At 70.6% G+C, this 23473-nt stretch carries 24 protein-coding genes, 2 tRNA genes and 1 pseudogene; 18 read left to right on the forward strand and 9 right to left on the reverse strand.

From position 1 onward, the window contains the following. Nucleotides 1-291 precede the first annotated feature (291 nt). Entirely contained in the window at nucleotides 292-738 is a 447-nt protein-coding gene (locus JD77_RS11105) for a VOC family protein (RefSeq protein ID WP_145774178.1), read from the forward strand. A 537-nt stretch (nucleotides 739-1275) separates the two neighbouring features. Here JD77_RS11105 and JD77_RS11110 read toward each other — a convergent pair. Together JD77_RS11110 and JD77_RS11115 are read right to left on the reverse strand one after the other, a co-directional pair. Beyond that, nucleotides 1276-1348: transfer RNA gene (locus JD77_RS11110), tRNA-Arg, on the reverse strand. 36 nt (nucleotides 1349-1384) lie between these two features. Further along, nucleotides 1385-1475, reverse strand: a tRNA-Ser gene (locus JD77_RS11115). An 853-nt stretch (nucleotides 1476-2328) separates the two neighbouring features. Between JD77_RS11115 and JD77_RS11120 the strand changes: the two genes are divergently transcribed. Continuing rightward, nucleotides 2329-3363, forward strand: a complete 1035-nt coding sequence (locus JD77_RS11120) for a hypothetical protein (RefSeq protein WP_246140627.1) — start codon at nucleotides 2329-2331, stop codon at nucleotides 3361-3363. A gap of 79 nt (nucleotides 3364-3442) precedes the next feature. On the opposite strand, the gene JD77_RS11125 is transcribed toward JD77_RS11120, so the two are convergent. Continuing rightward, entirely contained in the window at nucleotides 3443-4219 is a 777-nt protein-coding gene (locus JD77_RS11125; protein WP_145774179.1) for a CPBP family intramembrane glutamic endopeptidase, read from the reverse strand. Nucleotides 4220-4510: 291 nt separating this feature from the next. On the opposite strand from JD77_RS11125, the gene JD77_RS11130 reads away from it, so the two are divergent. Continuing rightward, nucleotides 4511-5629, forward strand: a complete 1119-nt coding sequence (locus JD77_RS11130; protein ID WP_145774180.1) for a globin domain-containing protein — start codon at nucleotides 4511-4513, stop codon at nucleotides 5627-5629. A 97-nt stretch (nucleotides 5630-5726) separates the two neighbouring features. Here JD77_RS11130 and JD77_RS11135 read toward each other — a convergent pair whose 3' ends face one another. Beyond that, on the reverse strand, nucleotides 5727-7256 hold the full coding sequence (locus JD77_RS11135) for a peptide deformylase (protein ID WP_145774181.1): 1530 nt from the start codon (nucleotides 7254-7256) through the stop codon (nucleotides 5727-5729). A gap of 348 nt (nucleotides 7257-7604) precedes the next feature. On the opposite strand from JD77_RS11135, the gene JD77_RS11140 reads away from it, so the two are divergent. Further along, nucleotides 7605-8390 (forward strand): IucA/IucC family C-terminal-domain containing protein, encoded by a 786-nt coding sequence (locus JD77_RS11140; protein ID WP_145777525.1) that lies wholly within the window; start codon nucleotides 7605-7607, stop codon nucleotides 8388-8390. A 93-nt stretch (nucleotides 8391-8483) separates the two neighbouring features. Here JD77_RS11140 and JD77_RS11145 read toward each other — a convergent pair whose 3' ends face one another. Further along, the gene (locus JD77_RS11145) at nucleotides 8484-10325 is read right to left on the reverse strand and encodes a DUF6311 domain-containing protein (protein ID WP_246140628.1); all 1842 of its coding nucleotides are present in this window, start codon (nucleotides 10323-10325) and stop codon (nucleotides 8484-8486) included. 210 nt (nucleotides 10326-10535) lie between these two features. Between JD77_RS11145 and JD77_RS11150 the strand changes: the two genes are divergently transcribed. Then, nucleotides 10536-11246 (forward strand): class I SAM-dependent methyltransferase, encoded by a 711-nt coding sequence (locus tag JD77_RS11150; protein WP_145774182.1) that lies wholly within the window; start codon nucleotides 10536-10538, stop codon nucleotides 11244-11246. A gap of 24 nt (nucleotides 11247-11270) precedes the next feature. Here JD77_RS11150 and JD77_RS11155 read toward each other — a convergent pair whose 3' ends face one another. Next, nucleotides 11271-11804: a YbhB/YbcL family Raf kinase inhibitor-like protein gene (locus JD77_RS11155; protein ID WP_145774183.1), complete on the reverse strand. Its 534-nt coding sequence runs from the start codon at nucleotides 11802-11804 to the stop codon at nucleotides 11271-11273. A gap of 317 nt (nucleotides 11805-12121) precedes the next feature. Between JD77_RS11155 and JD77_RS11160 the strand changes: the two are divergent. Both JD77_RS11160 and JD77_RS11165 read left to right on the forward strand, forming a co-directional pair. Next, a pseudogene (locus tag JD77_RS11160) lies at nucleotides 12122-12862 on the forward strand (class I SAM-dependent methyltransferase); the annotation flags it as partial. Between the two features lie 598 nt (nucleotides 12863-13460). Then, the gene (locus JD77_RS11165; RefSeq protein ID WP_145774184.1) at nucleotides 13461-14546 is read left to right on the forward strand and encodes a hypothetical protein; all 1086 of its coding nucleotides are present in this window, start codon (nucleotides 13461-13463) and stop codon (nucleotides 14544-14546) included. Between the two features lie 9 nt (nucleotides 14547-14555). Here the strand turns inward: JD77_RS11165 and JD77_RS11170 are convergent, their stop codons facing one another. From JD77_RS11170 to JD77_RS11180, 3 genes are read right to left on the reverse strand one after another with little or no spacing between them, the layout of a single operon-like run. After that, the gene (locus tag JD77_RS11170) at nucleotides 14556-15065 is read right to left on the reverse strand and encodes a hypothetical protein (RefSeq protein WP_145774185.1); all 510 of its coding nucleotides are present in this window, start codon (nucleotides 15063-15065) and stop codon (nucleotides 14556-14558) included. 18 nt (nucleotides 15066-15083) lie between these two features. Next, nucleotides 15084-15779 carry an HAD family hydrolase gene (locus JD77_RS11175; RefSeq protein ID WP_145774186.1) on the reverse strand — a complete coding sequence of 232 codons (696 nt, stop codon included), beginning with the start codon at nucleotides 15777-15779 and terminating at the stop codon, nucleotides 15084-15086. Then, nucleotides 15776-16642, reverse strand: coding sequence for a GntR family transcriptional regulator (locus JD77_RS11180; protein ID WP_145774187.1), 867 nt, complete (start codon nucleotides 16640-16642; stop codon nucleotides 15776-15778). The genes JD77_RS11175 and JD77_RS11180 overlap by 4 nt, the downstream gene beginning before the upstream one ends. Nucleotides 16643-17041: 399 nt before the next feature. Between JD77_RS11180 and JD77_RS11185 the strand changes: the two genes are divergently transcribed. From JD77_RS11185 to JD77_RS11230, 11 genes are all read left to right on the forward strand, one after another. Then, complete coding sequence (locus JD77_RS11185; protein WP_145774188.1) at nucleotides 17042-17290, forward strand: DUF6284 family protein; 249 nt, start codon at nucleotides 17042-17044, stop codon at nucleotides 17288-17290. Beyond that, a complete protein-coding gene (locus JD77_RS11190; protein ID WP_145774189.1) occupies nucleotides 17290-17664 on the forward strand; it encodes an RRQRL motif-containing zinc-binding protein in 375 nt (124 codons plus the stop codon). The genes JD77_RS11185 and JD77_RS11190 overlap by 1 nt, the downstream gene beginning before the upstream one ends. Beyond that, a complete protein-coding gene (locus JD77_RS11195; protein ID WP_145774190.1) occupies nucleotides 17661-18338 on the forward strand; it encodes an NUDIX domain-containing protein in 678 nt (225 codons plus the stop codon). Before JD77_RS11190 ends, JD77_RS11195 begins: the two co-directional genes overlap by 4 nt. Beyond that, nucleotides 18335-18511, forward strand: coding sequence for a hypothetical protein (locus JD77_RS32015; RefSeq protein ID WP_170286427.1), 177 nt, complete (start codon nucleotides 18335-18337; stop codon nucleotides 18509-18511). Before JD77_RS11195 ends, JD77_RS32015 begins: the two co-directional genes overlap by 4 nt. After that, entirely contained in the window at nucleotides 18511-18732 is a 222-nt protein-coding gene (locus tag JD77_RS11200) for a hypothetical protein (protein WP_145774191.1), read from the forward strand. The genes JD77_RS32015 and JD77_RS11200 overlap by 1 nt, the downstream gene beginning before the upstream one ends. 18 nt (nucleotides 18733-18750) lie before the next feature. Next, complete coding sequence (locus tag JD77_RS11205) at nucleotides 18751-19683, forward strand: conjugal transfer protein TraI (RefSeq protein WP_145774192.1); 933 nt, start codon at nucleotides 18751-18753, stop codon at nucleotides 19681-19683. 92 nt (nucleotides 19684-19775) lie between these two features. Further along, on the forward strand, nucleotides 19776-20243 hold the full coding sequence (locus tag JD77_RS11210) for a DUF3307 domain-containing protein (RefSeq protein WP_145774193.1): 468 nt from the start codon (nucleotides 19776-19778) through the stop codon (nucleotides 20241-20243). Between the two features lie 27 nt (nucleotides 20244-20270). Next, nucleotides 20271-20441, forward strand: a complete 171-nt coding sequence (locus tag JD77_RS32020; protein WP_170286428.1) for a hypothetical protein — start codon at nucleotides 20271-20273, stop codon at nucleotides 20439-20441. Nucleotides 20442-20538: 97 nt separating this feature from the next. Then, nucleotides 20539-22746, forward strand: a complete 2208-nt coding sequence (locus tag JD77_RS11220; RefSeq protein ID WP_145774195.1) for a P-loop NTPase family protein — start codon at nucleotides 20539-20541, stop codon at nucleotides 22744-22746. Nucleotides 22747-22887: 141 nt separating this feature from the next. Next, complete coding sequence (locus JD77_RS11225) at nucleotides 22888-23139, forward strand: hypothetical protein (RefSeq protein ID WP_145774196.1); 252 nt, start codon at nucleotides 22888-22890, stop codon at nucleotides 23137-23139. Next, nucleotides 23136-23438, forward strand: a complete 303-nt coding sequence (locus tag JD77_RS11230) for a hypothetical protein (RefSeq protein ID WP_145774197.1) — start codon at nucleotides 23136-23138, stop codon at nucleotides 23436-23438. Before JD77_RS11225 ends, JD77_RS11230 begins: the two co-directional genes overlap by 4 nt. The last annotated feature ends 35 nt before the right edge of the window (nucleotides 23439-23473 follow it).

The raw sequence follows: 23473 nt of genomic DNA on the forward strand, positions 1-23473 counted from the left end.
TCGCCGGGTCAACCCACGCTGACCGAGCCTCTGCAGTTCAGGGCCGGCCATGGTGACGGACGACAAGACCATGCCTCAATGACGGACGGGGCGGCCCGGGACTCGTGGATACGGGCCGCCCCCTTCACATCCTTGAAGATAAGGAGTCGACCTCGCGGGAGATCGCAGGGATCAGACGGCCGCCCGCGGGACCCATAGGTGTCAGGGTTGGGTGAGACCAGCGGTACAGAGCAAGCAAGCCAGAGCCCGTGGACGACCCGTGGGCGCGACCTCGCGAAGTAAGGTCGAGAGATGGCGCCCGTGACTCGACTGGACCACACAGTCATTGCTGTCTCGGATTGGCGGGTCTCCACCGACTTCTATCGGGATGTCGTCGGCGCTGAGGTGATCGGCGTTGGCGGCGACCGCGTCGCGTTCCGAGTCGGCCCCAACCAGTTGAACGTTCACGGGCCGGGTGTCGACCTTTCGGACAATGTTGCCCGTCTCCCCGTTCGCCCGGGCAACAGTGACATCTGCTTCGTCTGGGCGGGGCCGATCGAGGAGGCGGTGGCACACCTCCGACGACACAATGTCGAGGTGGAAACAGGACCTGTTCGGCGATTCGGTGCCGGCGGGACAGGGACAAGCGTCTACTTTCGCGATCCTGATGGAAGCCTGCTCGAGTTCATTTCCTACGAGGCGCCCCCGCGGCGGGTCAGCCCCGACCCTGCCGACGCCGACATTATCGTCGACGCGTGAAAACTGATCCACTTTTCAGCCGTCGTTGACCGACATGCCAGCAGGCGACCATCTGGGCGTAGCCGATGCCCCGCGCTCGTAACGGACCACCTCTCCGCGCAGAAGGCCGCAGGCCCGAACCTGGCTCAGCATGATCAGATATCCGCTCATCGGCACAGCGGGCGCGCGGCCGGCGGCAGATCCAGACGACCGGCGCGACCTCGCCGAAGTGGTTCTCTGCACCGACCGCCGACCCTGAGCAGCGCAACCGACATGGATTGTTCAGCCGAGAGGTACGCGACGGCGGGCCGAAACCGCAGGGACCTCAGAAAGGCAGCCCGACGCCCACCACAGCATCGACAACCGATGATCAATTCAGTGATCATCGACCCCAGCCGCCCGCCGGCCCGGACCGGACGCACCCGAAACCCACCGGACTGGGCCAGACGGAGGGGATGCTCGTCGGACGAGCAGCCACCGAGCAGCCACACGTCTACAAGGGACGGAAAAGCAAAGAGCCTGACCCACGTTTCCGCAGGTCAGGCTCTTTTGATCTTGTGCGCCCGAAGGGACTCGAACCCCTAACCTTCTGATCCGTAGTCAGATGCTCTATCCGTTGAGCTACGGGCGCTTGTTGCTCGGCCAGTCTACACACCCGGCTTTCGCGCGGAGACTCCGGGATTCGAACCCGGGAGGGGCTTTAAGACCCCAACCGCATTAGCAGTGCGGCGCCATAGACCAGACTAGGCGAAGTCTCCCCGGTGGCCCGTAGACCACCGGGCCCGAGGATACAGCCCCGGACCCGCCCGGAGCAAAGCGACTATCGGTACGCCGCCCCGTCGACCTCCGTGGGCCGGCCAGCCAGGTCCGGTCCGCCCAAGCGGGTAAGGCGGCGCTCGCGCTGTGCGGGCCGCCGATCCGGACTACGCTCCATCGACATGGACGAGCAGCCGCCGAGCGTCCCGCCCCGCCGCGAGCCTGCTGAGGCGCGCCGACGCCGTTCCGCCCGCCCGACTTTCACACCCCCCATCCTGCCCGACCCCGCTCCGGCGCCCGCCGAGGAGACGACTTCGCGGGACGAGCCGCCGCGGCCTCGCCGGGCCAGGGTGGCTCCCGCGGTGCTGTTCCAGCCGCCGGAACCGGGCCACCCGGTGTCCCCGGCACCACCCGGCCGGGCGGCGCTCGACCCAGCCGCCTCGGCCGACCCAGCCGCCTCGGCCGACCCAGCCGCCTCGGCCGACCCAGCCAACCTCGCTATCCCAGCGGCCCCGGCGGACCCAACCAACCTGGCCAACCCAGCAGACCCAACCGCTCCGGCGGACCCAGCGGCCCCTGCCGACGCCGCGATCCGGCGGCCGCCCACCGGCTCCGGAATGATCGAGCGCTCCGACGGCGGCCAGTTGCCCGAAGCGCCGGCACCGGCACCGGCACCGGCGGAGCTCACGGCCGCGAAAAGTGATCAGGCACACGGTGGGGCGATGGCGGGGACGCCAGCTCTGGCCGTACCGGCGCGACCCGACGGCGAGGCGCCGGACGGCCGGGGTGACTCTGCACCCGGCTCGCCTGAGATGGAGGTCACTGACGCCGGTCGGGCTCGCCGGAGGGCGACGGATGCCGATGGAGGAGGCCGCGGCGACCACGCCGGGCCGGAAGACCGCAACACCGCGGAAGACCTCCGACTCGGCGAGTGTCGCAGCCGCCCAGAAAACCGCCCCGCAAAAGACCGCCGCGCCGCGAAAGACCGCCGGTGCTGCCCGGCCGAAGAAGGCCGCCGCCGAGAAGGCCGCCGCCGGGTCGGAGCTGACCCGCGGGCCCGCCGCCGGGAGGGAGTCGGTGCTCCGGCCCCTCGCTGAGGCGGAGCCGAGCGCCCCGCCCGTCGCCGCGCACACGGGGGTTGCCCCCGAGCCCCCGACCTGGCCTCTGGCCGCCCCGCAGGGCGATGCCGCGGCGCAAGCAACTGGTCGAACCCCGGCTGCCCCGTCGGCGCGTACCCCCGGACAGGATCTGCGGTCGACGGCCGCGCGCGTGCTCGACCACCACCCCGGGTTCGCCCCGGAGCTGCTCGCCTTGGCGGCGGTACGGGCGCTCGGGCCGTCCGCGCGCGACTGGGTCGCGTGGCACCTGGCCGCGTACCCGGATGCCACGGCGGACGGCCTCGCCCGGCTCGCCACCCGGCGGTTCGTGCGGCTGGCGGGGGCGGGCGGGGCGGGCGCCGCGCTCGCCGGGGTGCTGGCGCCGGTGGCTGAGCTGGCGGCCGTGCTCTGGACGCAGGCCAACCTGGTGCTGCACCTGGCGGCCGCGTACGGCCGGGACCCGCTGGACCGTGACCGGGCGGTGGAGCTGCTGGTGCTGACCCGGGTGCACCCGGACGCGGAGAGCGCCCGGTCGGCGCTGGGGGTGGCGGGGCGGCGAGCGGCCCCGGAGAGCAGCCTTGGCCACGGGCGGTCGAGGCGGCTTGGCGGCTGGCCGCGCCGTTGGCGGCGCAGGCCGGCGGCTGGCTGGGGCTCCGGCTGGCGTCGCGGCTGGTGCCGGGGCGGCGGCGCTGGCCGCGGCGGCGGGGACTCCGCCGCCGCCGCGCGGCTGGCCGCCCGGGCGGTCGCCGCCTACCGGCCGTCCCCGGCCCGGTCCATCGGACAGGCGGGGTGATCGACTCCATGTCGGCGACATGGCGGTGTCCCGGCCGGCCGGTTGCCGCCATGCCGGCGACATTGTGGCAAGCGAGCTGTCAGAGCCAGCCGAACCAGGACTTCGGCAGCAGGGCGTAGCCGACGAAGGCCACGATGTCGAGCAGGGTGTGCGCGACGATCAGGGGCATCACCCGGCGGGTGCGCAGGTAGAACAGGCCGAACACCACACCCATCACGGCGTTGCCCACGAACGCCCCGAAGCCCTGGTAAAGGTGGTAGGAGCCGCGCAGCAGGGCGCTCGCGGTGAGCACCGCCCCGACCCGCCAGCCGAGCTGCCGCAGGCGGGTGACCAGGTAGCCGACCACGATCACCTCCTCCAGGACGGCGTTCTGCGCGGCGGCGAGGATCAGCACCGGCACGGCCCACCAGACGTCCGGCAGGCCGGCCGGGACCACGGTGGCGTTGACGCCGAGCTGGGCGGCGGCCCAGAACAGCGCGAGGCCCGGCAGGCCGATCAGCGCCGCGAGGCCGGCGCCGCGGGCCAGGTCCGTCCCGGGCCGGCGGAAGTCCACCCCGAGGGTCCGCGCCGGGTCGCCGGGGTCCCGCGCCAGCAGGTGTACGGCGAGCAGCACCGGCAGCAGGGCGAACCCGATGCCGAGCAGCTGGTACGTCAGGTCCAGCCAGGGGCGGCTCGGCGAATGGGAGGTGTTCAGGGCGGCGGTCTGCTTGGACAGCGGCCCCTCCGCGGTCAGCTTCGCGATGATCGACACCACGGCGTACACCGCCGACTTCCCGAGCGAGAGCCCGAGTACCAGCAGCGTCTCCGTGCCGAGGACCCGGCGGGACACCGGGCGGGTGAGCTCCTCAACGGTCACCGCACCACTGTGCCCGACCAGACGGCCGCCCGGACACGACCGCCCGCATGCCGTCCGTGAGACCTGACCGGCTCGCGGTGCCCGGACACAACCGCCTCACGCTGCCCCAAGCACACCCGCCTCACGCTGCCCCAAGCACGACCGCCTCACGGCGCCGCGCAACACGACAGCCTCACGCCGCGCAACACGACCGACGGGCGACGTGAGGCGGTCGCACACTCTGTGCGACCGGCGCACACGCTGCGTGGACATTCTGTGGGTGCCCGATGCACCGGCAGGAGGAGGAAACCCGTGGACAACTTCGCGCGGTTGCTGAAGGAGAGCTGGGCCCTGGTCGAGGGAAACCGGGAGCAGATGGGCGAGTACTTCTACGCCCGGCTGTTCCGCCTGGATCCCGCCCTGCGCCAGCTCTTTCCGGCCGACATGGCCGGCCAGGGCAACCGCCACCTGGACGCGATCGTCACGGCGATCCAGGCGGTGGACGACGTCGAGAGCTTCGAGGAGTACCTGCGGTCCCTCGGGCGGGACCACCGGAAGTACCACGTCGACGCGGGCCACTACGAGACCGCGGGGATCGCGCTGCTGGACGCGCTGCGCAGCACGGCCGGGGACGGCTGGAACCTGGAGTACGACCAGGCGTGGCGGGACACGCACGCGACGATCGTCGAGAGGATGCTGGCCGGGGCGGAGGCGGACGAGAACCCCCCGTTCTGGCACGCCGAGGTGCTGACCCACGAGCGGTACGGCCCGGACACCGCCGTGCTGACCGTCCGGGCCCTCCAGTATCCGCTGCGCTGGCGGGCCGGGCAGTACGTGAGCGTCGAGGCGCCCCGGCACCTGCCCCGGGTGTGGCGGACGTACTCGGTGGCGAACGCGCCGAACGACGACAACGTCCTGGAGTTCCACGTCCGGACGCCGCCGGGGGCGGGCTGGCTCTCCGGGGTGCTGGTCCGCCGGACGAAGCCCGGTGACCTGCTCCGGGTGGCCGCGCCGATGGGGTCGATGACGGTGGACCGCGCCTCGGAGCGGGACATCCTCTGCGTGGCGGGCGGGGTCGGGCTGGCCCCGATCAAGGGGCTGATCGAGGAGCTGACGACCTGGAACAGGACCCGCTGGGTGCACGTCTTCTACGGCGACCGGCGGGCCGAGGACCTGTACGGGCTGCCGGGCCTGCGGGAGCTGGTGGCCGCCCATCCCTGGCTGTCGGTGACGCCGGCGTGCAGCCAGGACCCGGACTTCGAGGGCGAACAGGGCGACATCGCCGGCGTCGTCGGCCGGTACGGTCCCTGGACCAATCACGACTGCTACGTGTCCGGCTCGGCGCGGGTCGTCCGGAGCACGTTGCGGGCACTCGCCGGGGACGACGTCGCGCCGCCGCACATCCGGTACGACACCTTCGGCGAGTTGTAGCGGCATCCAGCGGGGCCCGAGAGGCTTTCCTCCCCCCAAGAACCGGGTCGCGTGCCCCTGCCCCCTTGGGCACGCGACCTGGTTCCCCGGCGTTCCGTCAGTACCGCCAGGGGCTGCCGGTCTCGCGATACTCCTCGACCGGGACCAGCGGCACGCCCGGGGTCATCCGGTCGACGTACAGCCTCCCGTCGAGGTGGTCGATCTCGTGCGCCACCAGCCGGGCCATGGCGAACTCGAAGGCGGTGATGACCCGGCCGCCGTCCCAGTGGGCGTGCTCGACGCCGATCCGCAGCGGCCGGGGCACCAGGCCCCGCTGGTCGAAGAAGGAGAGGCAGCCCTCGTACTGCTCGTCGGCGTCGGGCGACGACTCGACGACGCGGGGGTTGAGCAGCACCACGGGCTCGGCCGCGCGGTCGGGCGGGCGTACGACGGCGGCGGCCCAGGGGAGGCCGAGCTGTGGGGCGGCGATGCCGACGCCCTTGCTGAACGGGTGCAGCTCGTCGAGGCGGACCAGCGCCGCGCAGAGCCGGTCGACGACCTCGCGGGCGGTCGCCTCGTCGGCGGGCAGGTCGAACCGGCGGCTGGGCTGGCGCAGCAGGTCGGCGCCGCGTTGGACGATGCCGAGGGCGCGCATCCGGTCGCTGGCCCGGGCCCGCCCGCCGGCGGCCGGCCCGCCGGGGTCGGACTCGGGCGGGCGGCTGCGGTACCGCCACTGCAACCGGTAGCGGGCGTTGAGCGGCGGGTCGTCGGTGCCCCAGTCGAAGAGCACCCGGCCGTCGCGTTCGGCGCGGCTGACCGGGCGGCGCAGCGGCCCCTCCTCCGCGGAGAGCGACGTCTCGACCCCCCAGACCTGGGGGTCCAGCTCCGCGGGGAGGTCCAGCCGGACCGCCAGGCGCCGGGTGGGCAGGCGTACGGCCCGCTGGAACCAAGGGCCCCACTTGTCCCGGCCGACGCGGTACGCGTACTCGATGGTGACGCGGTCGCCTGGGTAGAGCGGGAACCGGCCCTCGTCGTTCTCGAAGAGCAGCCAGATCTCCTTGAACGCGTCCCGGTCGTGCTTGGCCCGCCAGTGCATGGGCTCGGGGTCGCCGCCGTCGTCCCGGTACGCCCGCAGTTGCAGCTCGGCGAACGTGAGTGGGTGCTCCCGGTGGTGCCGGTTGGAGCGGCCCGGGTCGTTGGGGTACCGGTCGACGGCGACCCGGACGAGGTAGCGGGTGACGGGCTCGGTGCCGGCGTTGTACAGCTCGCGGCGGATGACGCACCGGTAGCTGTCGTCGACGTAGGTGAGGGTGGCCTGCTCGCGTTCCACGATCAGGCCGGTTCCCGGTGGCATCCACTGGCCGGGGGCGGGGTGGTCGCGGTAGGGCGGCGTGGTGCGGCGGTGGCGCAGCTCGTCGTACTCCCGGAAGCGCTGCCAGATCGCGCCGCCGGCCTCCAGGACGGCCTCCGCCCGGCGGGCGAAGTCCTCCGTCGGGCGGTGCCGTCGCCCCTCGACGTGGCTGACGTACGACGGGTCGAAGCCCATCATCGTCGCCAACTGTTTCTTGGACAGCCCCCGCTGGGTCCGGTGCCGGGCGAGCTCGGCAGCGAACGAGTCGGCGGCCCGCTCGATGGGGGAGGTCGTCATGAGCTTCCTCAACGCCGGGGAATACCAGTTTCACGTTCAGTAAGCGAACGCGCACAGAATTGGCACCTTCTCGACACTCGCCTTGACGACAATTCACCGAAAGGCATCAATGCGACCAGCCGCCCGCCAGCCACCCGCCGTTTCCCGCACCCGCCACCGGGTAGTACGCGGGCGCGGCCGGTCGGAAGGTGCGGGCAGGACCGACGCGACGCCGCCGCGCGTACGGAGTGACCCACGCCTCCCCCCACGCACCGAGGTGAGGCTTTCCTTACCTGGCGAGCGGCGCTTAGGCTAGCCTTAGCTCACGGTCCGGACGTTCGGTGGAAGGAGATGCTGGTGACGGCGGTGATGCCCGGGCGGACGACCGCCACGACGCCGCTCGCCCCGGTGACCGCCACCATGCGCGCGATGTTCGGCACCGACGACGTGCCCGGCCTCGCGCCCGGCCTCCTGGTGACCGACGACCGGTTCCGTTGGGCGCCGGCCAGCACGCTGGTCGACGGCACCCGGCTGCCGGAACTGCTGCACGCCGCCACCCTGCGCTGGGGCGGCATGCCGCACGCCTGCGCCGCCCTGGCCTGGAAGTCGTACAGCTACTGGGTGGCCCTGCCGGCCGTGCTCGGCTGGGCGGCGGCCCGCCGGGTCCCCCTGCTCGACCCTGCCGACGTGTTGCTCCACTTCGAGGACCACCGCCCGCTGGTGACCGTCGGCCTGCGCCGCTCGACCACGGTCGCGGTGCTCCCGAACGACCCGCTGGCGCTGGCCGGGCTCCCCGAGGTCCGGGTCGTCGCCGACGAGGCCGCGCTGCTGGCCGCGCTGCGCGGCTCCCTGCTCGACGCCCACCTCGCCCCGATGATCGCCGCGATCCAGGCCGAGGTCCGCATCGGCGGGCGTACGCTGCTGGGCTCGGTCGCCTCGGGCATCGCGCACGGCGTGCTGCGCGCGACCGACGCGCTGCCCGGCTCCGCGGCCCGGCACGTCGAGACGCTGCTCGGGGCGCTCGACCTCGCGGACCTGGTCGAGCTGGTGCCGGGGCCGACCGGCGAGCCGACGGTCCAGCGGCGCACCTGCTGTCTCGCCTTCACCCTGCCCACGCCGAAGGTCTGCCAGGGCTGCTGCCTGCGCTCGGCCTGACCCGGCGCCGGCCTCCCCGCGCCGTCGGCGACCCCGTCGCGGAGTTCCCGCCCGAGACACACCGGTGCCCGGCCCTGCCCTCGGACCTCGCGCTCAGTCGGTCAGCGGACGCACGTCCCACAGCCAGACGCCGCCGGTGTACGTCGGCGTGACGCCGGTCAGTTCCGTCATCCCGCGGCGCAGCGCCTCGGCGTGCTCGTGCGGGCCGAGCACGACCACCCCCGCCCGCCAGTACCGCAGGTCGTCGACGGCGGCCACCCGCGCCTGGGGCGTGATCGGCGGCACGGCCCCGGTGCGCCGGATCGTGTTGAAGAAGCTGCTGGTGGGGCGCGGCGGGGCGGTGAACAGGGCGATCCGCCCCTCCGGCGCGTCGGGCCGGGTGTCGGGGCCGAGGAAGTAACCCCGGGCGAGCGGCATGTCGAGTCCGGTCGCCGCGGACCAGCGCAGCGGGTCGACGTAGTCGTTGTCGGGCAGCGGCAGGCTGACCACGCTGCGCCCGCCGGTCACGTACGGGCGCCAGGCACCGGAGGTGACGAAGCGGGGCACGGGGTCGAGGCGTACCGAGGGCAGCGGGGTCGGAAACGCGGGCAGCAGCGCCATGGTCAGCACGGTGGCGGTGGCGAAGCGGATCTGCGGCCGGGCGGCCGGGTGCTCCCGGGCGAGCCGGCGGGCGCGTTCGGCGCCGAGCGCGAGCAGCACCCCGACGACCGGGGTGATCGCCAGCGCCCACCGGGTGGGCACCACCGAGTGCAGGATCGGCAGGTTCTCCAGCGCCGCCCAGGGGCCCGGCACGCCGGTCGCCCGCCCCTCGAACTGGATCTCCCGGCCGAGGGAGAGGACGGCGAAGAGCAGGCCGACCGCGGCGAGCCCGAGCACCGCGGGGCTGCGCCGCAGCCACCACACCAGCGCGCCGACGAGGACGACCAGGGGCCAGCCGAGGAAGCCGTTCTCCTCGGTGGGGTTCTTCACCAGGTGCCGGGTGACGCGAGCGTCCCCGGCGACCGACTCGCGGGCGAAGGCGGAAAACGAGGCGAGGTCGGTGCGGTAGCCGCGGATCAGCCGGGACAGCCCCTCGTACGCGCCGGGCGCGAAGAACTGCACGTACAGGGGGTACGCCAGCAGGGCCCCCGAGACCGCGGCGGCCACCCCGAGGCCCGCGAGGAAGGGCCGGGCCCGGCGCCGGACATCCGGCCGGTGCAGGGCCAGCGCGGCGATCACCACCCCGAGCCCGATCGCCGCCATCAGCAGGATCTCCAGGTTGACGAAGGCCTGCCAGACGATGACCAGTCCGAGCAGCACGCCGTTGCGCAGCCACCGGCCGCCGTCGGGCAGCCGCAGGGTGCGCCAGACGATCAGGGGCACCACGAACTGGCTGACGATGTTGGGGTGGGCGTTCGCGTGCGAGACCATCGCGGGCGCGAACGCGCAGAAGCCCGCGCCGAGCCAGGCGGGCGCCCGGGACCCGACCAGCACCCGGGAGAGCAGGAAGTACCAGGCGGTCGCGGTGGCGATCAGGCCACCGGTGAGAAAGACCAGGAATGCGGTACGCGGCCCGAACAGGACGGTGACCGGCGTCATTGGCAGCGAAATGGATAATACGGACGTGTTGGCCATGAGATTCACACCGTCCGGCACGTTCATCCGGTCCGAGGCGAACGGATAGGCGAAATCGGTGACGACGCGGGCACCGTGCGCCATCATCCACTCGAAGAGCGCCTGGTCCGACCTGTTGTCGCGCACCCCGGCGGCGGGATCCACCCAGAACCGGGCGGTCACCCAGAAGCCCAGCAGCACGAAGCTGAGCACGGCCGCGGCGTCCACCCACCGGCCGCGACGGGACGCCGCGGCGCCGGCCCGCCCACCGCGGGACGCACCCACGGGGCCCGTGCCGTCCCCCGCGGTCTCGCCGGCGCCGCCCGGTTGGGGAGTAGTCATGACAATTCGTAGCGTAGTCAGGGAATCGCGCCGGCGTGGCACGTTTCTGGGGACTGGCGTAGTATGTGCCGGGTTCGCCGACCGCCGAGCTCGTGCCCACCCCCGACGACAATTCGGCTCCCACAGTGTTCCAATTTGCCGCCGTCCCCATCGGATGGTTCACTCTGTCGGTCCCGGGTCAGGTCGAGTCACACCGTGAGGAATCGACGCATGGCAGAAATCACTGGGGATCAGCGTGTCCAGGCGGAGGTCCTGGAGGGCCTCGCCACCGCGGTCAACCACCGCAGGTGGTTCGTGGAGCTGGCCGTCCCGTACCTCGGTGACAACCCCATCGAGATCGGCAGCGGGCTGGGCGACTACGCCCTGGAGTGGGCCGCGCGCCTGCCCCGGATCACCGCCACCGAGGCCGACCCCGACCGGCTGGTCGCGCTGAAGGAGCGCCTCGCCGACGAGCCGAACATCGAGGTCCGGCAGATGCTGCTGCCGCACTCCGAGCGCGGCGACCACAGCGCCGCGGTGTCGTACAACGTGCTGGAGCACATCGAGGACCACGTGGGCGCCCTGCGCAGCATGCGCGACCTGGTCCGGCCCGGCGGCGCCGTGGTGATCATCGTGCCGGCGTTCCAGTTCGCGATGAGCCCGGCCGACATCGCCACCGGGCACGTCCGCCGCTACACGAAGAAGACCCTGGCCGCCGCGATGACCGAGGCCGGCCTGACGGTGGAGAAGATCCACTACGCGAACGCGCTCGGCCTGATCGGCTACTTCATGGCGACCAAGGTCTTCCGGCTGATGCCGAAGGAGGGCCCGATGGTGAAGGTCTACGACACCCTCGTGCTCCCGGCCACGAAGGCCGCCGAGCAGCTCGTCCGGCCCCCGTTCGGCCAGTCCGTCTTCGCGGTCGCCCGCGTCCCGTCGTAGCCCCCGCCGGCGGGCCCCCCGGTATCACTCCTTGATTTGGTACGTGGGGCGGATGGCCGACCGGGCGAGGGTGTGGAACGCCAGGTTGAAACCGACGGCCGCCGGGGAGGCGCTCGGCGGGATGTCGAGGCGGTCGACGTCCACCGCGTGTACGGCGAAGACGTACCGGTGCGGGCGGTCGCCGGCCGGCGGAGCGGCGCCGCCGTACCCGGTGTCGCCGTAGTCGTTGCGGACGCTGAACGCGCCGCCGAGCTCGCTCTCCTTGACTCCGCGGGGCAGCTCGGTCACCGACGTGGGTACGTTGACGAGCGCCCAGTGCCAGAAGCCGCTGCCGGTCGGCGCGTCCGGGTCGAAGCAGGTCACCACGAAGCTCTTCGTCTCGGCGGGGAAGTCCGACCAGGCCAGGTGGGGCGAGACGTTGCCGCCGCCGACGCTGCCGTGCGCGTACCGCGCGTCCATCGGTTCGCCGTTGGGCACGTCGTCACTGCTCAGGGTGAACGACGGAACGGTCGGCAGCAGCTCGTACGGGTCGGGGGCGATCGGGCGTTCCAGGGTCATCAGGGCGGCTTCCTTTCGGTCGGCGCGGTTTCCTGCGCACCTTCTTACCCCGCCGCGCCCCGCGCGTCGCGCCGGACGCGCGATCTTCGCGGCGGTCCGGCCGACCGCCGACGGAGCCGACCGCTGAGGACGGGGCGACGGCGCCTGGTCGCCGCCGGTACAGTGCCGCAGCATGGGCGCGATCAGGCCGTGGCACGTCGTTCTGCTTCTCTGCTGCCTCGTCACCTCGGCGGCGCTGCTCGGCGGCCTCGCCTGGTACGTGACGAGCCGGCGAAACCGCCACTAGCGTGATACCGCAGGGAGGCGGCGACATGTCCGGCGCGCAGCTGTACGACACCATCGGAGCCACTTACACCGTGACGCGGCGCACCGAGCCACGGATCGCCGCACAGGTCTGGGCCGCGCTCGGCGACGCGCGGACGGTACTGAATGTCGGGGCTGGTACCGGTTCCTACGAGCCCGCCGACCGCGACGTCACCGCGGTGGAACCGTCGGCGCTCATGCGGGCGCAGCGCCCCGCAGGCGCAGCGCCGTGCGTGGCTGCCGCTGCGGAGAGCCTTCCGTTCGAGGACCAGTCCTTCGACGCAGCGATGGCATTTGCCACCATCCATCACTGGCAGGACCCGATCGCGGGCCTGCGCGAGATGCGGCGCGTCGCTCGTCGCGTGGTGGTGTTCACGCACGAGACCAGTGACACCGGATGGCTCCGCCGGTTCTGGCTAACGCGCGACTACCTTCCTGAAGTCGCGGACATCCTCGTCGGCCGGCCTTCGCTGACCGAGCTGGCCGGCGCGATCGGAGCCCGCGTGGAGCCGGTGCTCATCCCGTGGGACTGCGCTGACGGCTTCTTCGAGGCCTACTGGCGCCGGCCCGAGGCGTACCTGGACGAGAACGTCCGTCGCGGGGTATCGGTCTGGGCCAGAGTCGGGCCGGACGCCGAGCGGAGGGCAGTGCACAGCCTCCGTGCCGACCTCGCCTCAGGTCGGTGGGCAGAACGCAATCGCGACCTCGTCGATCTCGAGGCAGCAGAGCTTGGCCTCCGCCTGCTTGTCGCCTGAAGCCGCCACATCGACCGGCGCCGAAACTTCGCCGCCCATGTGCCGCGGCGAGCGAGCCTCAGCTACCCGTGACGAGACGGAGAGGCTGATTCGCTAGCACAAGATTCGCCCCTGACCGGCGTTCGCACTGGTCAGGGGCGTTTTTGCTGTTCGGGTGAGCGGAGGGTGTGGGATTCGAACCCACGAAGACATCGCTGCCTTACCGGTTTTCAAGACCACGAAGCTCACGGCGCTGACCTGCTGTTAGGCGAGCCCTCGCCCACCCGGCGACACAGATACGACACGAGCCTGGGCGACATGGAAGGACAGCCCATAGGACTCGACGGCCACTGAACGCCTCGCCTGCGACCTTGCGCCGGCCGTGTACAGGGCCGTGCGAAGAGGACCGGCTTCCGTGGATGGCGAACACAGCCGACTGGCGCCTGTGACGTCCTCAGTCAGAGGTCCCGCCCGCACGCTTTCCAAGTCTGTCGTCTAGCGTTCCCCGAGTGTCGTAGCGGAACTTTTGAAGCTTTCACGGCATAGGCAAGATTTGCTGTTAAAACCGTCGATATCGGCCAAGCTCCGGCAAGGCTCCGTTTGACGGTAAGATGCTCCAGTGGATGAGCTTTCTTTTGGTGTCGGCTGCCTACAGTTCGAAACACCCTCCAGCGCCAACGACCAAGCCGCATGGGAAAGAAAGGTACGGCGCGCACTAGAGGCAATTCCGAGCGTCCGAGACGTCGAGATAGACTTCCCCGGCGCGGACGATTTTCCACGCATCGAGCGCCGAGGCCCGCTATTCTTTTCCCCTCATCCCACCAGCGGAATGCTGCGGTTCAGGGTAGTTATCCCCAAGCGAATCCACAAGGAAGTAATGCCATTCGCAGTTGGGGATCATTCGGAGAATTTTACGGTATTAACCTGGTATTGGTCACATTTCCCGGTAACCTTTGTAATTGAGGATCAGCCTTCTCCCTCGGCCGATGCAACGAACGTGGCGATTGTGCGAGAATTTCTGCGTCGAGAAATCAAGCGGCTAGGCGATGATGCGGAGGGAGTTAGGCTTGCATGCCTAGGACCAAGCCCCTTTCACGCAAACTTCCGACTAGCCCCCAGCGCTAGCCCGATTCCAGACGATGGGCTTTCCATACAAAAGGAGGCCCGGTCGTATCCAACCATCGTAATTCACTACGATACCAATCGCTTCAAGGCGGGCAGCGAAGCTTTCGCACAGTTCGTAAAGATGACAGTTGAACAGTTTAGCTACTTTTATTACGAAGTCAAGCTGCGCAATCAGCGAGTGAGGAAATCGCAGGAGGTAACCGAATTGGCCGCGCAATTGATCGCGCTCCATCGGACGCCCGGCCTGCGAGGCTGGTGGGTCAGGGCCACGCGAGCTGGTCGCCTCTCTCGTGAACTCACACTCTATGCGATCAGTTACGAATTCGATTTCGCCAGACAGCAACGAGAAGTAAAGCAGTACGTTGAAGACCTCTACGAGCGCTCGACCGTCAAGGTCCTGCGCCCCTGGCTTGAGGCAGAGATTGATGATGACGACTCCAGCGCCGACCTTAAGACTAGCCGCGAAACTGCCGAGTTGTTGGAGCCCAGACGTCTTCGAGAGGCGAACATGCTGCTTGTCATAGTCGTCGCCGCGCTTTCTGCGTTCCTGGGCGCTGCCGCCAAGGCCCTGATCGGATAGAACTCACCTTCAGGCAACAGCAATTGTCACCACGATAGCCACCACGGCCGCCACGGCGCTAACCGCCGTGAGCCACAGCATCGAATAGTGGCGACGATCTTTTTCGGCTTTCTCCCGTGCCGCAGCTCGCGTCAGGTTGGACAAGCGCACTGAGTAAGGGTTCGGCCGCTTCAACAAGTAGGTAAGCCTCGAAGGCTGCGGAATTCGATCGAGCGTCTTAAAGAACTCGGCGAGCCTGCGACGGTCTTGATACTCCAAGGGAAGGTTGAAGTACAAACGACCCGCATTTAAATCGACAGCGAATTTGAAGGGAACTTCTAAGCGAACAACCGAATGTAGGTCGACGTCTTTCAGAGGAACGTCCCGTAGATAGGTCGACTGATGCCGGTACTGCACATTCAGCTTGCCAACACCACCGCCCCCCTGGCCTACAGTTTCGCTATACAACCGCTCAACGTCGTCGCGGTAGAGCACAACGCCATCGATCCAAATCTGCTCATTGGGTACGACCAAGGGCATCGCCTAATACCTCCCCGACTAGGTGCCCGACATCGCGATCAGGATACTCGCAATGTCACCCATGCTGGTAATTACGACATGCGCACCGGCGGAGCGAAAGGCAGCGACCTTGGTAGGACGGTTGGCGTAGCCAATGACCTTAACTCCCGCCGCATACGCCCCCTCGATATCTGACAGCGAGTCGCCGACAAGGACACAACGTTCGGGACGTTCCCGCAGGGCACGAACGGCCTGCAATATCGGATCAGGGTGAGGCTTCATACGCTCTGGCTTCGCGTAGGCGCGTCCGACCACCGGAGATACGTACCCAGCAAGCCGGCGTGCTGCCAGGTACGCGGCCACCGCACCGGCAGAGTTGTTGCTGACGACGGCCACCGGTAACCCGGCCTGCCGGGCGGCCACGATGACTTCCCGGCCGTACAGCGTCGGTTCGGCAGTCTCGGCGGCCCGGCGCTCGGCAGCGCAGAGCGCATCCTCTACCGCCTCCGTAGCGCCCTGGTCGCCGGTCGCCCCGGTGCGACGGAGCACCTCAAGCGGGTCCGGCTCGCTGGCGAGATCTGGCGACACGTCGACGCCGTGTCGCCGCAGGACGTCGACCAGCTCGGCGGCAACCTGCGGCGCCGGGTAGCGGGCGAAGATGCTGCACACCGGCCCGTCGAAGTCGAGCAGCACCGCGCCGACTCCGGCGAGCAGTCGGCCGAGGTCGGCGGTCATCCGTCGTACCGGTAGGCGATGGTCGACCACACCGAGTCGAACCACTGGCGGGAAGCTTCCACGAACTGCGTGCCGTGGGACGTGTCGTCGTCGGTCACCGCGTAGTGGAACAGCGGCACGTCTTTGCCCATCAGGTCGTAAATCGCCATGGGCTCACCCTTGATCGAGACGGTGCGCTCCACGACCGGGTAGAAGCCGTAGAAGACTTCCTCGCCGTTCAAGATGTAAAGCTTGAACAGCGGGGACGCTCGGTGCATCCGTACCTCAATGTTGGCCGAGCGGATCAGGCCGAGGTCGCCCAGCTCGGTGACCTGATCGATGATGCCGTCCGCCGCTCGGCGGGTGATCCGGTCGGCGCGTTCGCGTACGGCCGGGTCGTCGGCCTGCGTCTCGGCTCGTGCGGGCAGCGCCATCGCGACGGTCATGTCGGAGATCAGGACTCGCACGGCGATCGTCTCCGGCGCGAGGCGGCCCACCCGCACCTTGTCGAGCGCTTCGGCGAGCGCGTTACGCAGCGTCTCGCCGGAGAACCCCGCGAAGTCGATGGTCACGTGGGGCCGCTCAAACGCGGCTTCAATGTGCGGGCGCAGCCCAACGGCCCGCTGTGTCTGCGCGCGGACGAACGCACCGCTTCCCTGCCGGGACACGATCAGCCGCTCTGCCCGGAGTAGGTCTAGTGCCCGCTTGACCGTCTCCCGCGCCACGCCGTAGCGCGCGGCGAGTTCGGGCTGCGACGGCAGCTTGTCGCCGGGGGCAAGCCGGCGCGTAAGGATGGCCGCCCGCAACTTGTTCGCGATCTGCTGCGAGGCCTGTTTGGGGTCGTCGGGATCTAGCTGACCGAGGAAATCGAGGTTGTCGCTCACCCGCCCACGGTAGCTCTGACTAGCCAAGTTAGGAAAGTTCCGCACTTCGCCTTGACCTGACTAGCCATGCGCATCTACCTTCATCTCATCGCGCCTGGCTAGCCAGGTACGACAAGCCGGCCGGACGGCCCGGGGAACGGCGGCACGTCGTTGCCGTACGCCCATGGGCCGCCGGATCAGGTCGTTCATTGACCAACTCCACAGCGACAGGAACAAGCGCGCGTGATGCCGTGAGCGGCATTCCCTGCATTGAGCCACCTGGTGGTCGACCCCGGTAGGTCCCGGGCGAGCGGGGCGAGCGGAGCGGATAGCGCGCGCTGCACAGCACGACCTCGGGGCGCGGCCACGGCTGCGCCCTGGGGCTTCCCCCGCTTCGTCAACCTGTCCCGGAGGTTTCCCGTGAGGAAGCGTCTCGCCCTCGTCACCGCCGAGCCGACCGCTGCCGACCTGGCCGCGATCGAGGCGGAGTGGCCGCTGATCGCGGCCGAACTCGACCTGTTGGACGCCGAAATCAGGCTCATCTACGCCGAGGACCACGGCGGCCCGACCGTGCTGGACTGGCGGCGGCTGCGCCGGGCCGAGGCCGGTGTTACCCGCGCCGCCGCCGAGCTGGCCGACCGCACCGCCGACCCGCGCCGCGTCGCCTGATGTCGCGCATCCGCGCCGCCTACTGGGATCCGGACGGGGCGCGGTACGGCATCCCCACCTACTGGTGGCGAGGTGCCCCGCCCGGCTACGCCACCCGCCGGCAACTGCGCGCCGCTGGCCTACGGCCCGGTGGTCAGCCGATCGCCGCCCAAGTGCTGTGGCGCGGTGTCGGCGGTACCCGCGCCGCTTACCTGTACCGGGTCGACCTGGCCCGGCCGAAGCGCACCGCCACCCCCGCCCAACGCGCCGCCATCGGCAAGGCGTTGGCCGCCCGCCGGAAGTGCCCGACCTGCGGCACGGTCCGGCCCTACTACATCCCGCGCTCGCTGGGCGAATGCCTCGCGTGCGCCTACCCGCTGGAGGACGCAGCATGAGCGCGCACACCTTCACCCACCCATCCGTCCTGGCCGGCATCGCGGCCGGGGCGAGTTGGGCCGACCCGGAGATGGTCCCGACCCGTATCGACTGGGCGCGGCGGCAGGCCCGCGCCGCGATCCCGTTCGACGTGATCGATGGTCGGCCGGTCAACCCCTGCGAGCGGACCGCCGTCCGCTACGGCCGTAACGAACTCGGCCACTGGGGCGAGCAGCTTTGCGCGGATGCCCTGGTCATCGCCACGGACGCCATCGGCCATCGGTACGTCTTGATGGTCGAGCGTGGCGATGGGCACGGATGGGCGCTGCCCGGCGGCTACGTCGACCCGGGTGAGGACCCGACCGACGCGGCAGTACGCGAGTTGGCCGAGGAAACCGGCCTGACCGTGAATCCCACGGACCCGTGGGTGACGACGCTGCCGGCCCGGTACGTGCCCGACCCCCGCGCCTCCGATGAGGCGTGGATGGTCACCGTCGCGACCCGCTTCGACCTCGGCACGTTCCCCGACTGGTCGCAGATGCCGAAGGTGACGGGCGCGGACGACGCCCGGCGGGCCGCCTGGGTCTTCGCCGACACCTACTTCGAGTTGCGCCGCGAGCTGGCCTGCACCTACGCCGGCACCGTCTTCCGCGCCCACCGGGCGCTGCTGGCCGACGTGTTGGCGGCCCGGTGAGCGAGCACCCGCCCAAGCGCACCCGCCGGCCCTGGTCGACCAGCCCCGACGTGTTCCACAGCAACGGCCGTGACGGCTTCACCGGCGACGCCAAGGGCGGCCGGACGCGCGGCGTCAGCGAACACCGCCCCTATCCCACCCCCCGCCCCGCCAACCGGAAGGACACCCACTGATGGGCCTGTTCAGCAAGAAACCGAAGTCCGAGCCGACCAGCTACAAGCCGATACCCAGCAACGCCCGCACGGTCACGCAGTGGCAGCAGTGGGAAGCCGCCAGAGGGTGCGTCGCCTGCGAAAAGAAGGGCTGCCACCGGATGAACCACTCCTACTCGATGTGCACCAGGTGCGGAAGCGCCTACTGCAACGGCGACGCCTGCCCCGGCCGCCGCCGCTGACACCAGAGAGGACCCGAGATGACCGTCCCCACCGCCCCGGAGCCGGACGAGACGCAGCGGGGGATCGCCGAGCTTGAGCGCTACCTGTCCGAGGTGGCACCGGCCAAGCCGGAACGCGACGGCGAGCCCAGTAGCCCCGGCGGGGAAACTCGCCGCGTCCGCCAGTTGCGCGCCGAGGTCAGCGAGGCGCACCTCCTGGCCGAGCTGCAAGACGACGACACCCCGTTGATGCTCGACACCCGCCGCGTCCGCCGTCGCCGCCGGGCCGCGTACGAGGCGGCGCGGCTGCACGAGCTGGCGCAGAGCCCCGTTATGCGGGCGTGGCAGGCGGCGCGGTTCCGCCGGCTGCTCGTGACGGCCGCGATGGTGTCGCTGGCGTTGGCGCTGGCGTGGTCGACCGCCGGTGTTCAGGCGTTCGCCGCCGACAGCGCCGCCCCGTGGTCGCCCGCGTGGCTGTTCGCGTGGTTCGTCGAGCCGTTCATGTCGCTGGCGCTGCTGGTCGTGGTCGGTGCCCGCGCCTACATGGGCACCCGTGGGCAGCCCATCAAGTCGCAAACCCTCACCCGCATCGAGCGGCTGTTCCTCGCGTTGACGCTCGGCATGAACGCGTGGCCGTACCTGCCGTGGGTGGCCGATGAGTTCGTGTTCTCCCGGCTGGTGCTGCACCTGCTCGGCCCGATCGTCGCGGTCGCTGTCGTGACCGCCCTGCCGATCATCCTGGCCGCGTTCGCTGGCCTCGATCACGGCGGGCCGACTTCCCTTACTGGCCTTACGTACAGGCAAAACACGCCCACTGGTCGGGCCGATGTGGCCGCCCTGGTGGCTCAGGCGCGGCAGTTGATCGACGCCGGCACCCTGCCCGGCGAGCCGTCCGCGAACGCCCTACAGCGGGCGCTGCACTGCGGCATGGACGCCGCGCGGCAGGTACGCGACGAGTTGCGCAACCGCTAACCCCGCCCGGCGGCGCGGCCACCTGGCTACCAACCTGCGCCGCGCCGCCGGCCCTCAACCCCTCAGCCAACAGACCTCGGGAGAGACCACCTATGTTCGCAGATCCGACGGGCGTCCACGCTGCCGCGTTCGCCGCCGTGTTCGCCGCCCTCTACGTCGCCCATCAGGTAGCCGATCACTGGGTGCAAACCCAGCATCAGGCCGACTGCAAGGGCCTGCCCGGCTGGCCGGGCCGCATCGCCTGCGCCGCCCACGTCGCCACCTACACCCTCACCGCCCTGGTCGCCCTGGCCGCCCTGATCCTGGCAACCGGGCTGCGGCTGGACCCGTGGGGCGTCACGGTCGGGCTGACCGTCTCAGCGGTGTCGCACTACATCGCCGACCGCCGCACCCCGCTACGGCGCATCGCTGACGCCCTCGGCGCGGGCCGCTTCTACACCCTCGGCACGCCCCGCCCCGGCCACGACGACAACCCCTCACTCGGCACCGGGGCCTACGCACTCGACCAGTCATGGCACATCGCGTTCCTGTTCGCCGCCGCCCTGTTCTGCGCCGCCTGACCGCCACGACACAAGGAGAAATCACCCGTGAGCACCCTCATCTGCCACGACTGCGGCAACTACAGCGTCTGGCGCAACGCCCGCCAGGACCGCAACGGCAACCAGAGCGCCACCTGCGGCGACTGCGGCGCGACCGTCACCAGCAGCGGCGGCACCTCCATGGGCACCGTCACCGGCGGCATGCGCCAGACCCGCTAACCCCCTGCCCGGCGGCGCGGCCCACGGCCTGGACAACCCGGCCGCGCCGCCGGCCCCCTACCCGACCCGCATCGGATCAGTTGGAGGAACACCCATCATGACTTCCCCCCGAGACGACGACCGTTTCGACTGGCAGGCCGCCGAGGCAGACCTCACCATCGGCCCCGACGCCGAGGTGGTCGACCTGGCCGCCGCCCGCCGCCGCAAGCCCGACGCGCGGTCGTTCGCCGTCGACCTGGACGATGAGGCGGACGACCTGGACGACGACGTGCCGCCGCCGGTGGACCCGCCCGCGGTTTCCGAGCCGTCCGGCATGGCGGCGGTGCTGGCAGGCCGGTCGGCGATGCGGCGGCCGATCGTGCCGCCGTGGCTGCGCTCGCGTTCCGAACTGGTCACCGCCGGCCGGTGGGCGCTGTCGCACGTCGCCCACGTCAGCCTGTACCACCTGACCCGCATCCCGAAGTACGCCGCCCGCCTGACGTGGCGTGCCCCGTTCGGCATCGCCCGCCTGATCGGGGCGACCGTGCGGTGGGCGACCGACGCGGAGGGCATCCCCGTCCGGCTCGCCGCCGTCCGCCGCGAGGATGCCGAGCTGTACCTGAAACTCTCCCGGCAGCGGGACGCGCGGGTCCGGTGGCGAGGCATGGTCGTGGCGGCGGTGCTGCTGCTCGGCCTGCCCACGGTCGCGGTGCTGGCGGTGTTGGCCGGGTCGTGGCAGCGGTGGCTGATGCTCGCCGCCGCCGTCGCCGTGTTCGGCCTGGCCGGGTCACCGAAGGACAAGCCGCTACTCGACGTGGCGGCGGTGACGCCCAGGGCGCGGCGGCTGTCCGCCGACGTGGTGACGCGGGCGTTCCTGGCCGCTGGGCTGTGCAAGCCCGATGACCCGATCACGTTCCCGATGCCGATCATGCGTGACGGTCCGGGGTGGCGGGCCGTGGTCGACCTGCCGTTCGGGGTCACCGCCGACAAGGCCGTGAAGCGGCGCACCGACCTGGCCGCCGGCCTGGACCTGGATGAGGTGCAGGTGTGGCCGGAGCGGGTACGCGGCACCGCCGGGTCGGCCCGCCGGCTGTCGCTGTGGGTCGCTGATGAAGACCCCTACGCCAAGTCGTCCGGGCTGTGGCCGCTGATCGACAAGGGCACCGTCGACATTTTCGCTCCGTTCCCGTTCGGTGAGGATCAGCGTGGCCGGGCCGTGCCGCTGCTGCTGATGTTCACGTCGCTGCTGGTCGGCGCGATTCCGCGCATGGGTAAGACGTTCGCCGCCCGCCTGCCGGTGCTGGCCGCCGCCCTGGACGCCAGCGTGGAGCTGCACATCTACGACGGTAAGGGTGGGCAGGACTGGCGGGCGTTCGAGCGCATCGCCCACCGTGCCGGGTTCGGTGTCCGCGATGACGTGGTCGCCGCCCTGGTCGATGACCTGCGGACGCTGGTGGCGGACATGAACCGTCGTTACGACACCATCGCGACCCTGCCCCCGGACCTGTGCCCAGAGTCAAAGGTGACCCGGCAGATTGCCGACAAGCGGTCGTTGAAGCTGTGGCCGGTGCTCGTGGCGATCGATGAGTTCCAGCGGTACTCGGGGCACCCGGAACACGGCAAGGAGATCGTGGAGTTGCTGACCGAGCTGTGCAAGGTCGGCCCGTCCGTCGGCATCATCATCCTGCTGGCCACGCAGAAGCCGGACGGCAAGGCCGTGCCGACCGACCTGCGCGACAACATCGGTACCCGCTTCGCGCTGAAGACCATGACGTGGCAGTCATCCGAGGCGGTGTTGGGTGCCGGGTCGTACCCGGCCGGCTACGACTCGTCCCGCTTCCAGCGCGCTCACAAGGGCGTGGGCATCCTGCTCGGCGCGGACGACTCCGGCGCGGTGGAAGAGGCCGTGACCGTGCGGACGAAGTTCGCCAAGACCGAGCACGTCGAGAAGGTCATTGCCCGCGCTTACGCGCTGCGGGAAGCGGCCGGCACGCTGACCGGGTACGCGGTCGGGCAGGCCCCCGAGACGGTCGGCGGCCCGGCGGACACGCTGTTGGACGACATCCTGACCGTCGTGCCGGCCGCCGAGCCGAAGGTGTGGTCCGAAACCGTCGTCGCCCGGCTGGCCGAGCTGCGGCCCGAGGTCTACGGCGGGTGGGAGCCGGCGCAACTCGCGGCGGCGCTCAAGCCGTACCGGGTGCCGGTCGGCCGGCAGGTGTGGGGCACCGACCCGGCCACCGGCAAGGGAGCCAACCGCAAGGGCATCCACCGCGACGACATCACCACCGCCGTAACCGAGCGTGACCGGAAGCGGAAAGCCGGATAGCCCATCACGGGCCGCTAGGTCTAGCGCCTAGACCCGCTAGACCTAGCGGCACCGCTAGCCCCCCACATCAACCCCCATCAGGACGCTAGCGACCTAGCGCCCTACCTGCTCTGCACCCTGAAACCGCCCGTGGAGGCACTTGTGGACTCCCGCACCATGATCGCTAGCCTGCCCTGCCTCGCCCTAGTCATTGTCACGCTCGGTTACCTCGGGCTGTGCGTGGTTTCGCCGTTCGGGCGCTGCCGCGCCTGCCACGCCACCGGCCGTACGCGCTCCCGGCTCGGCCGCATCCGCCGTGACTGCCGGCACTGCGCGGGCACCGGACTGCGGTTGCGCGTCGGCCGGCACGTCATCAACCACCTGCACGACGAGTACGAAGCGGCCAAGCGATGAACCGCCGCACCGGCTGCGCCGGTCACACCGACTGGTGCGCCCGTGGCCACCGCTGCAACCTCGGCGAACACCGCAGCGAGGAAATCGTGGTCGACCTGCCCGGCCGAGCCCGCGCCGTGCTGGTCCGGGTCCGCACCACCGCCGGGCGGGAGCACGCCGAGGTGCGCGTACGCGTCGCCCTGGCCCCCGGTCAGATCGCGGCCCGCCGGCAACTGGTCGGACTGCTCGGCGACCTGCGGCACACCGTCACCCGGGCCGCCATCGCCGCCCGGCCCCGACCGAGGCGGGGCGGGCGGTGACCGGCGGGCGGTGCGGCCACTGGATTGGCACCGCC

It is taken from the genome of Micromonospora olivasterospora, assembly GCF_007830265.1.
Lineage (GTDB): Bacteria > Actinomycetota > Actinomycetes > Mycobacteriales > Micromonosporaceae > Micromonospora > Micromonospora olivasterospora.

What these genes read in the sequence shown, in the direction of transcription:
- JD77_RS11105 (WP_145774178.1), top strand. Translation starts at nt 292, where the DNA reads ATGGCGCCCGTGACTCGACTGGACCACACAGTCATTGCTGTCTCGGAT.
- JD77_RS11120 (WP_246140627.1), top strand. Translation starts at nt 2,329, where the DNA reads ATGCCGATGGAGGAGGCCGCGGCGACCACGCCGGGCCGGAAGACCGCA.
- JD77_RS11135 (WP_145774181.1), bottom strand. Translation starts at nt 7,256, where the DNA reads ATGACGACCTCCCCCATCGAGCGGGCCGCCGACTCGTTCGCTGCCGAG.
- JD77_RS11140 (WP_145777525.1), top strand. Translation starts at nt 7,605, where the DNA reads ATGCCCGGGCGGACGACCGCCACGACGCCGCTCGCCCCGGTGACCGCC.
- JD77_RS11145 (WP_246140628.1), bottom strand. Translation starts at nt 10,325, where the DNA reads ATGACTACTCCCCAACCGGGCGGCGCCGGCGAGACCGCGGGGGACGGC.
- JD77_RS11150 (WP_145774182.1), top strand. Translation starts at nt 10,536, where the DNA reads ATGGCAGAAATCACTGGGGATCAGCGTGTCCAGGCGGAGGTCCTGGAG.
- JD77_RS11155 (WP_145774183.1), bottom strand. Translation starts at nt 11,804, where the DNA reads ATGACCCTGGAACGCCCGATCGCCCCCGACCCGTACGAGCTGCTGCCG.
- JD77_RS11170 (WP_145774185.1), bottom strand. Translation starts at nt 15,065, where the DNA reads ATGCCCTTGGTCGTACCCAATGAGCAGATTTGGATCGATGGCGTTGTG.
- JD77_RS11175 (WP_145774186.1), bottom strand. Translation starts at nt 15,779, where the DNA reads ATGACCGCCGACCTCGGCCGACTGCTCGCCGGAGTCGGCGCGGTGCTG.
- JD77_RS11190 (WP_145774189.1), top strand. Translation starts at nt 17,290, where the DNA reads ATGTCGCGCATCCGCGCCGCCTACTGGGATCCGGACGGGGCGCGGTAC.
- JD77_RS11195 (WP_145774190.1), top strand. Translation starts at nt 17,661, where the DNA reads ATGAGCGCGCACACCTTCACCCACCCATCCGTCCTGGCCGGCATCGCG.
- JD77_RS11200 (WP_145774191.1), top strand. Translation starts at nt 18,511, where the DNA reads ATGGGCCTGTTCAGCAAGAAACCGAAGTCCGAGCCGACCAGCTACAAG.
- JD77_RS11205 (WP_145774192.1), top strand. Translation starts at nt 18,751, where the DNA reads ATGACCGTCCCCACCGCCCCGGAGCCGGACGAGACGCAGCGGGGGATC.
- JD77_RS11210 (WP_145774193.1), top strand. Translation starts at nt 19,776, where the DNA reads ATGTTCGCAGATCCGACGGGCGTCCACGCTGCCGCGTTCGCCGCCGTG.
- JD77_RS11220 (WP_145774195.1), top strand. Translation starts at nt 20,539, where the DNA reads ATGACTTCCCCCCGAGACGACGACCGTTTCGACTGGCAGGCCGCCGAG.
- JD77_RS11230 (WP_145774197.1), top strand. Translation starts at nt 23,136, where the DNA reads ATGAACCGCCGCACCGGCTGCGCCGGTCACACCGACTGGTGCGCCCGT.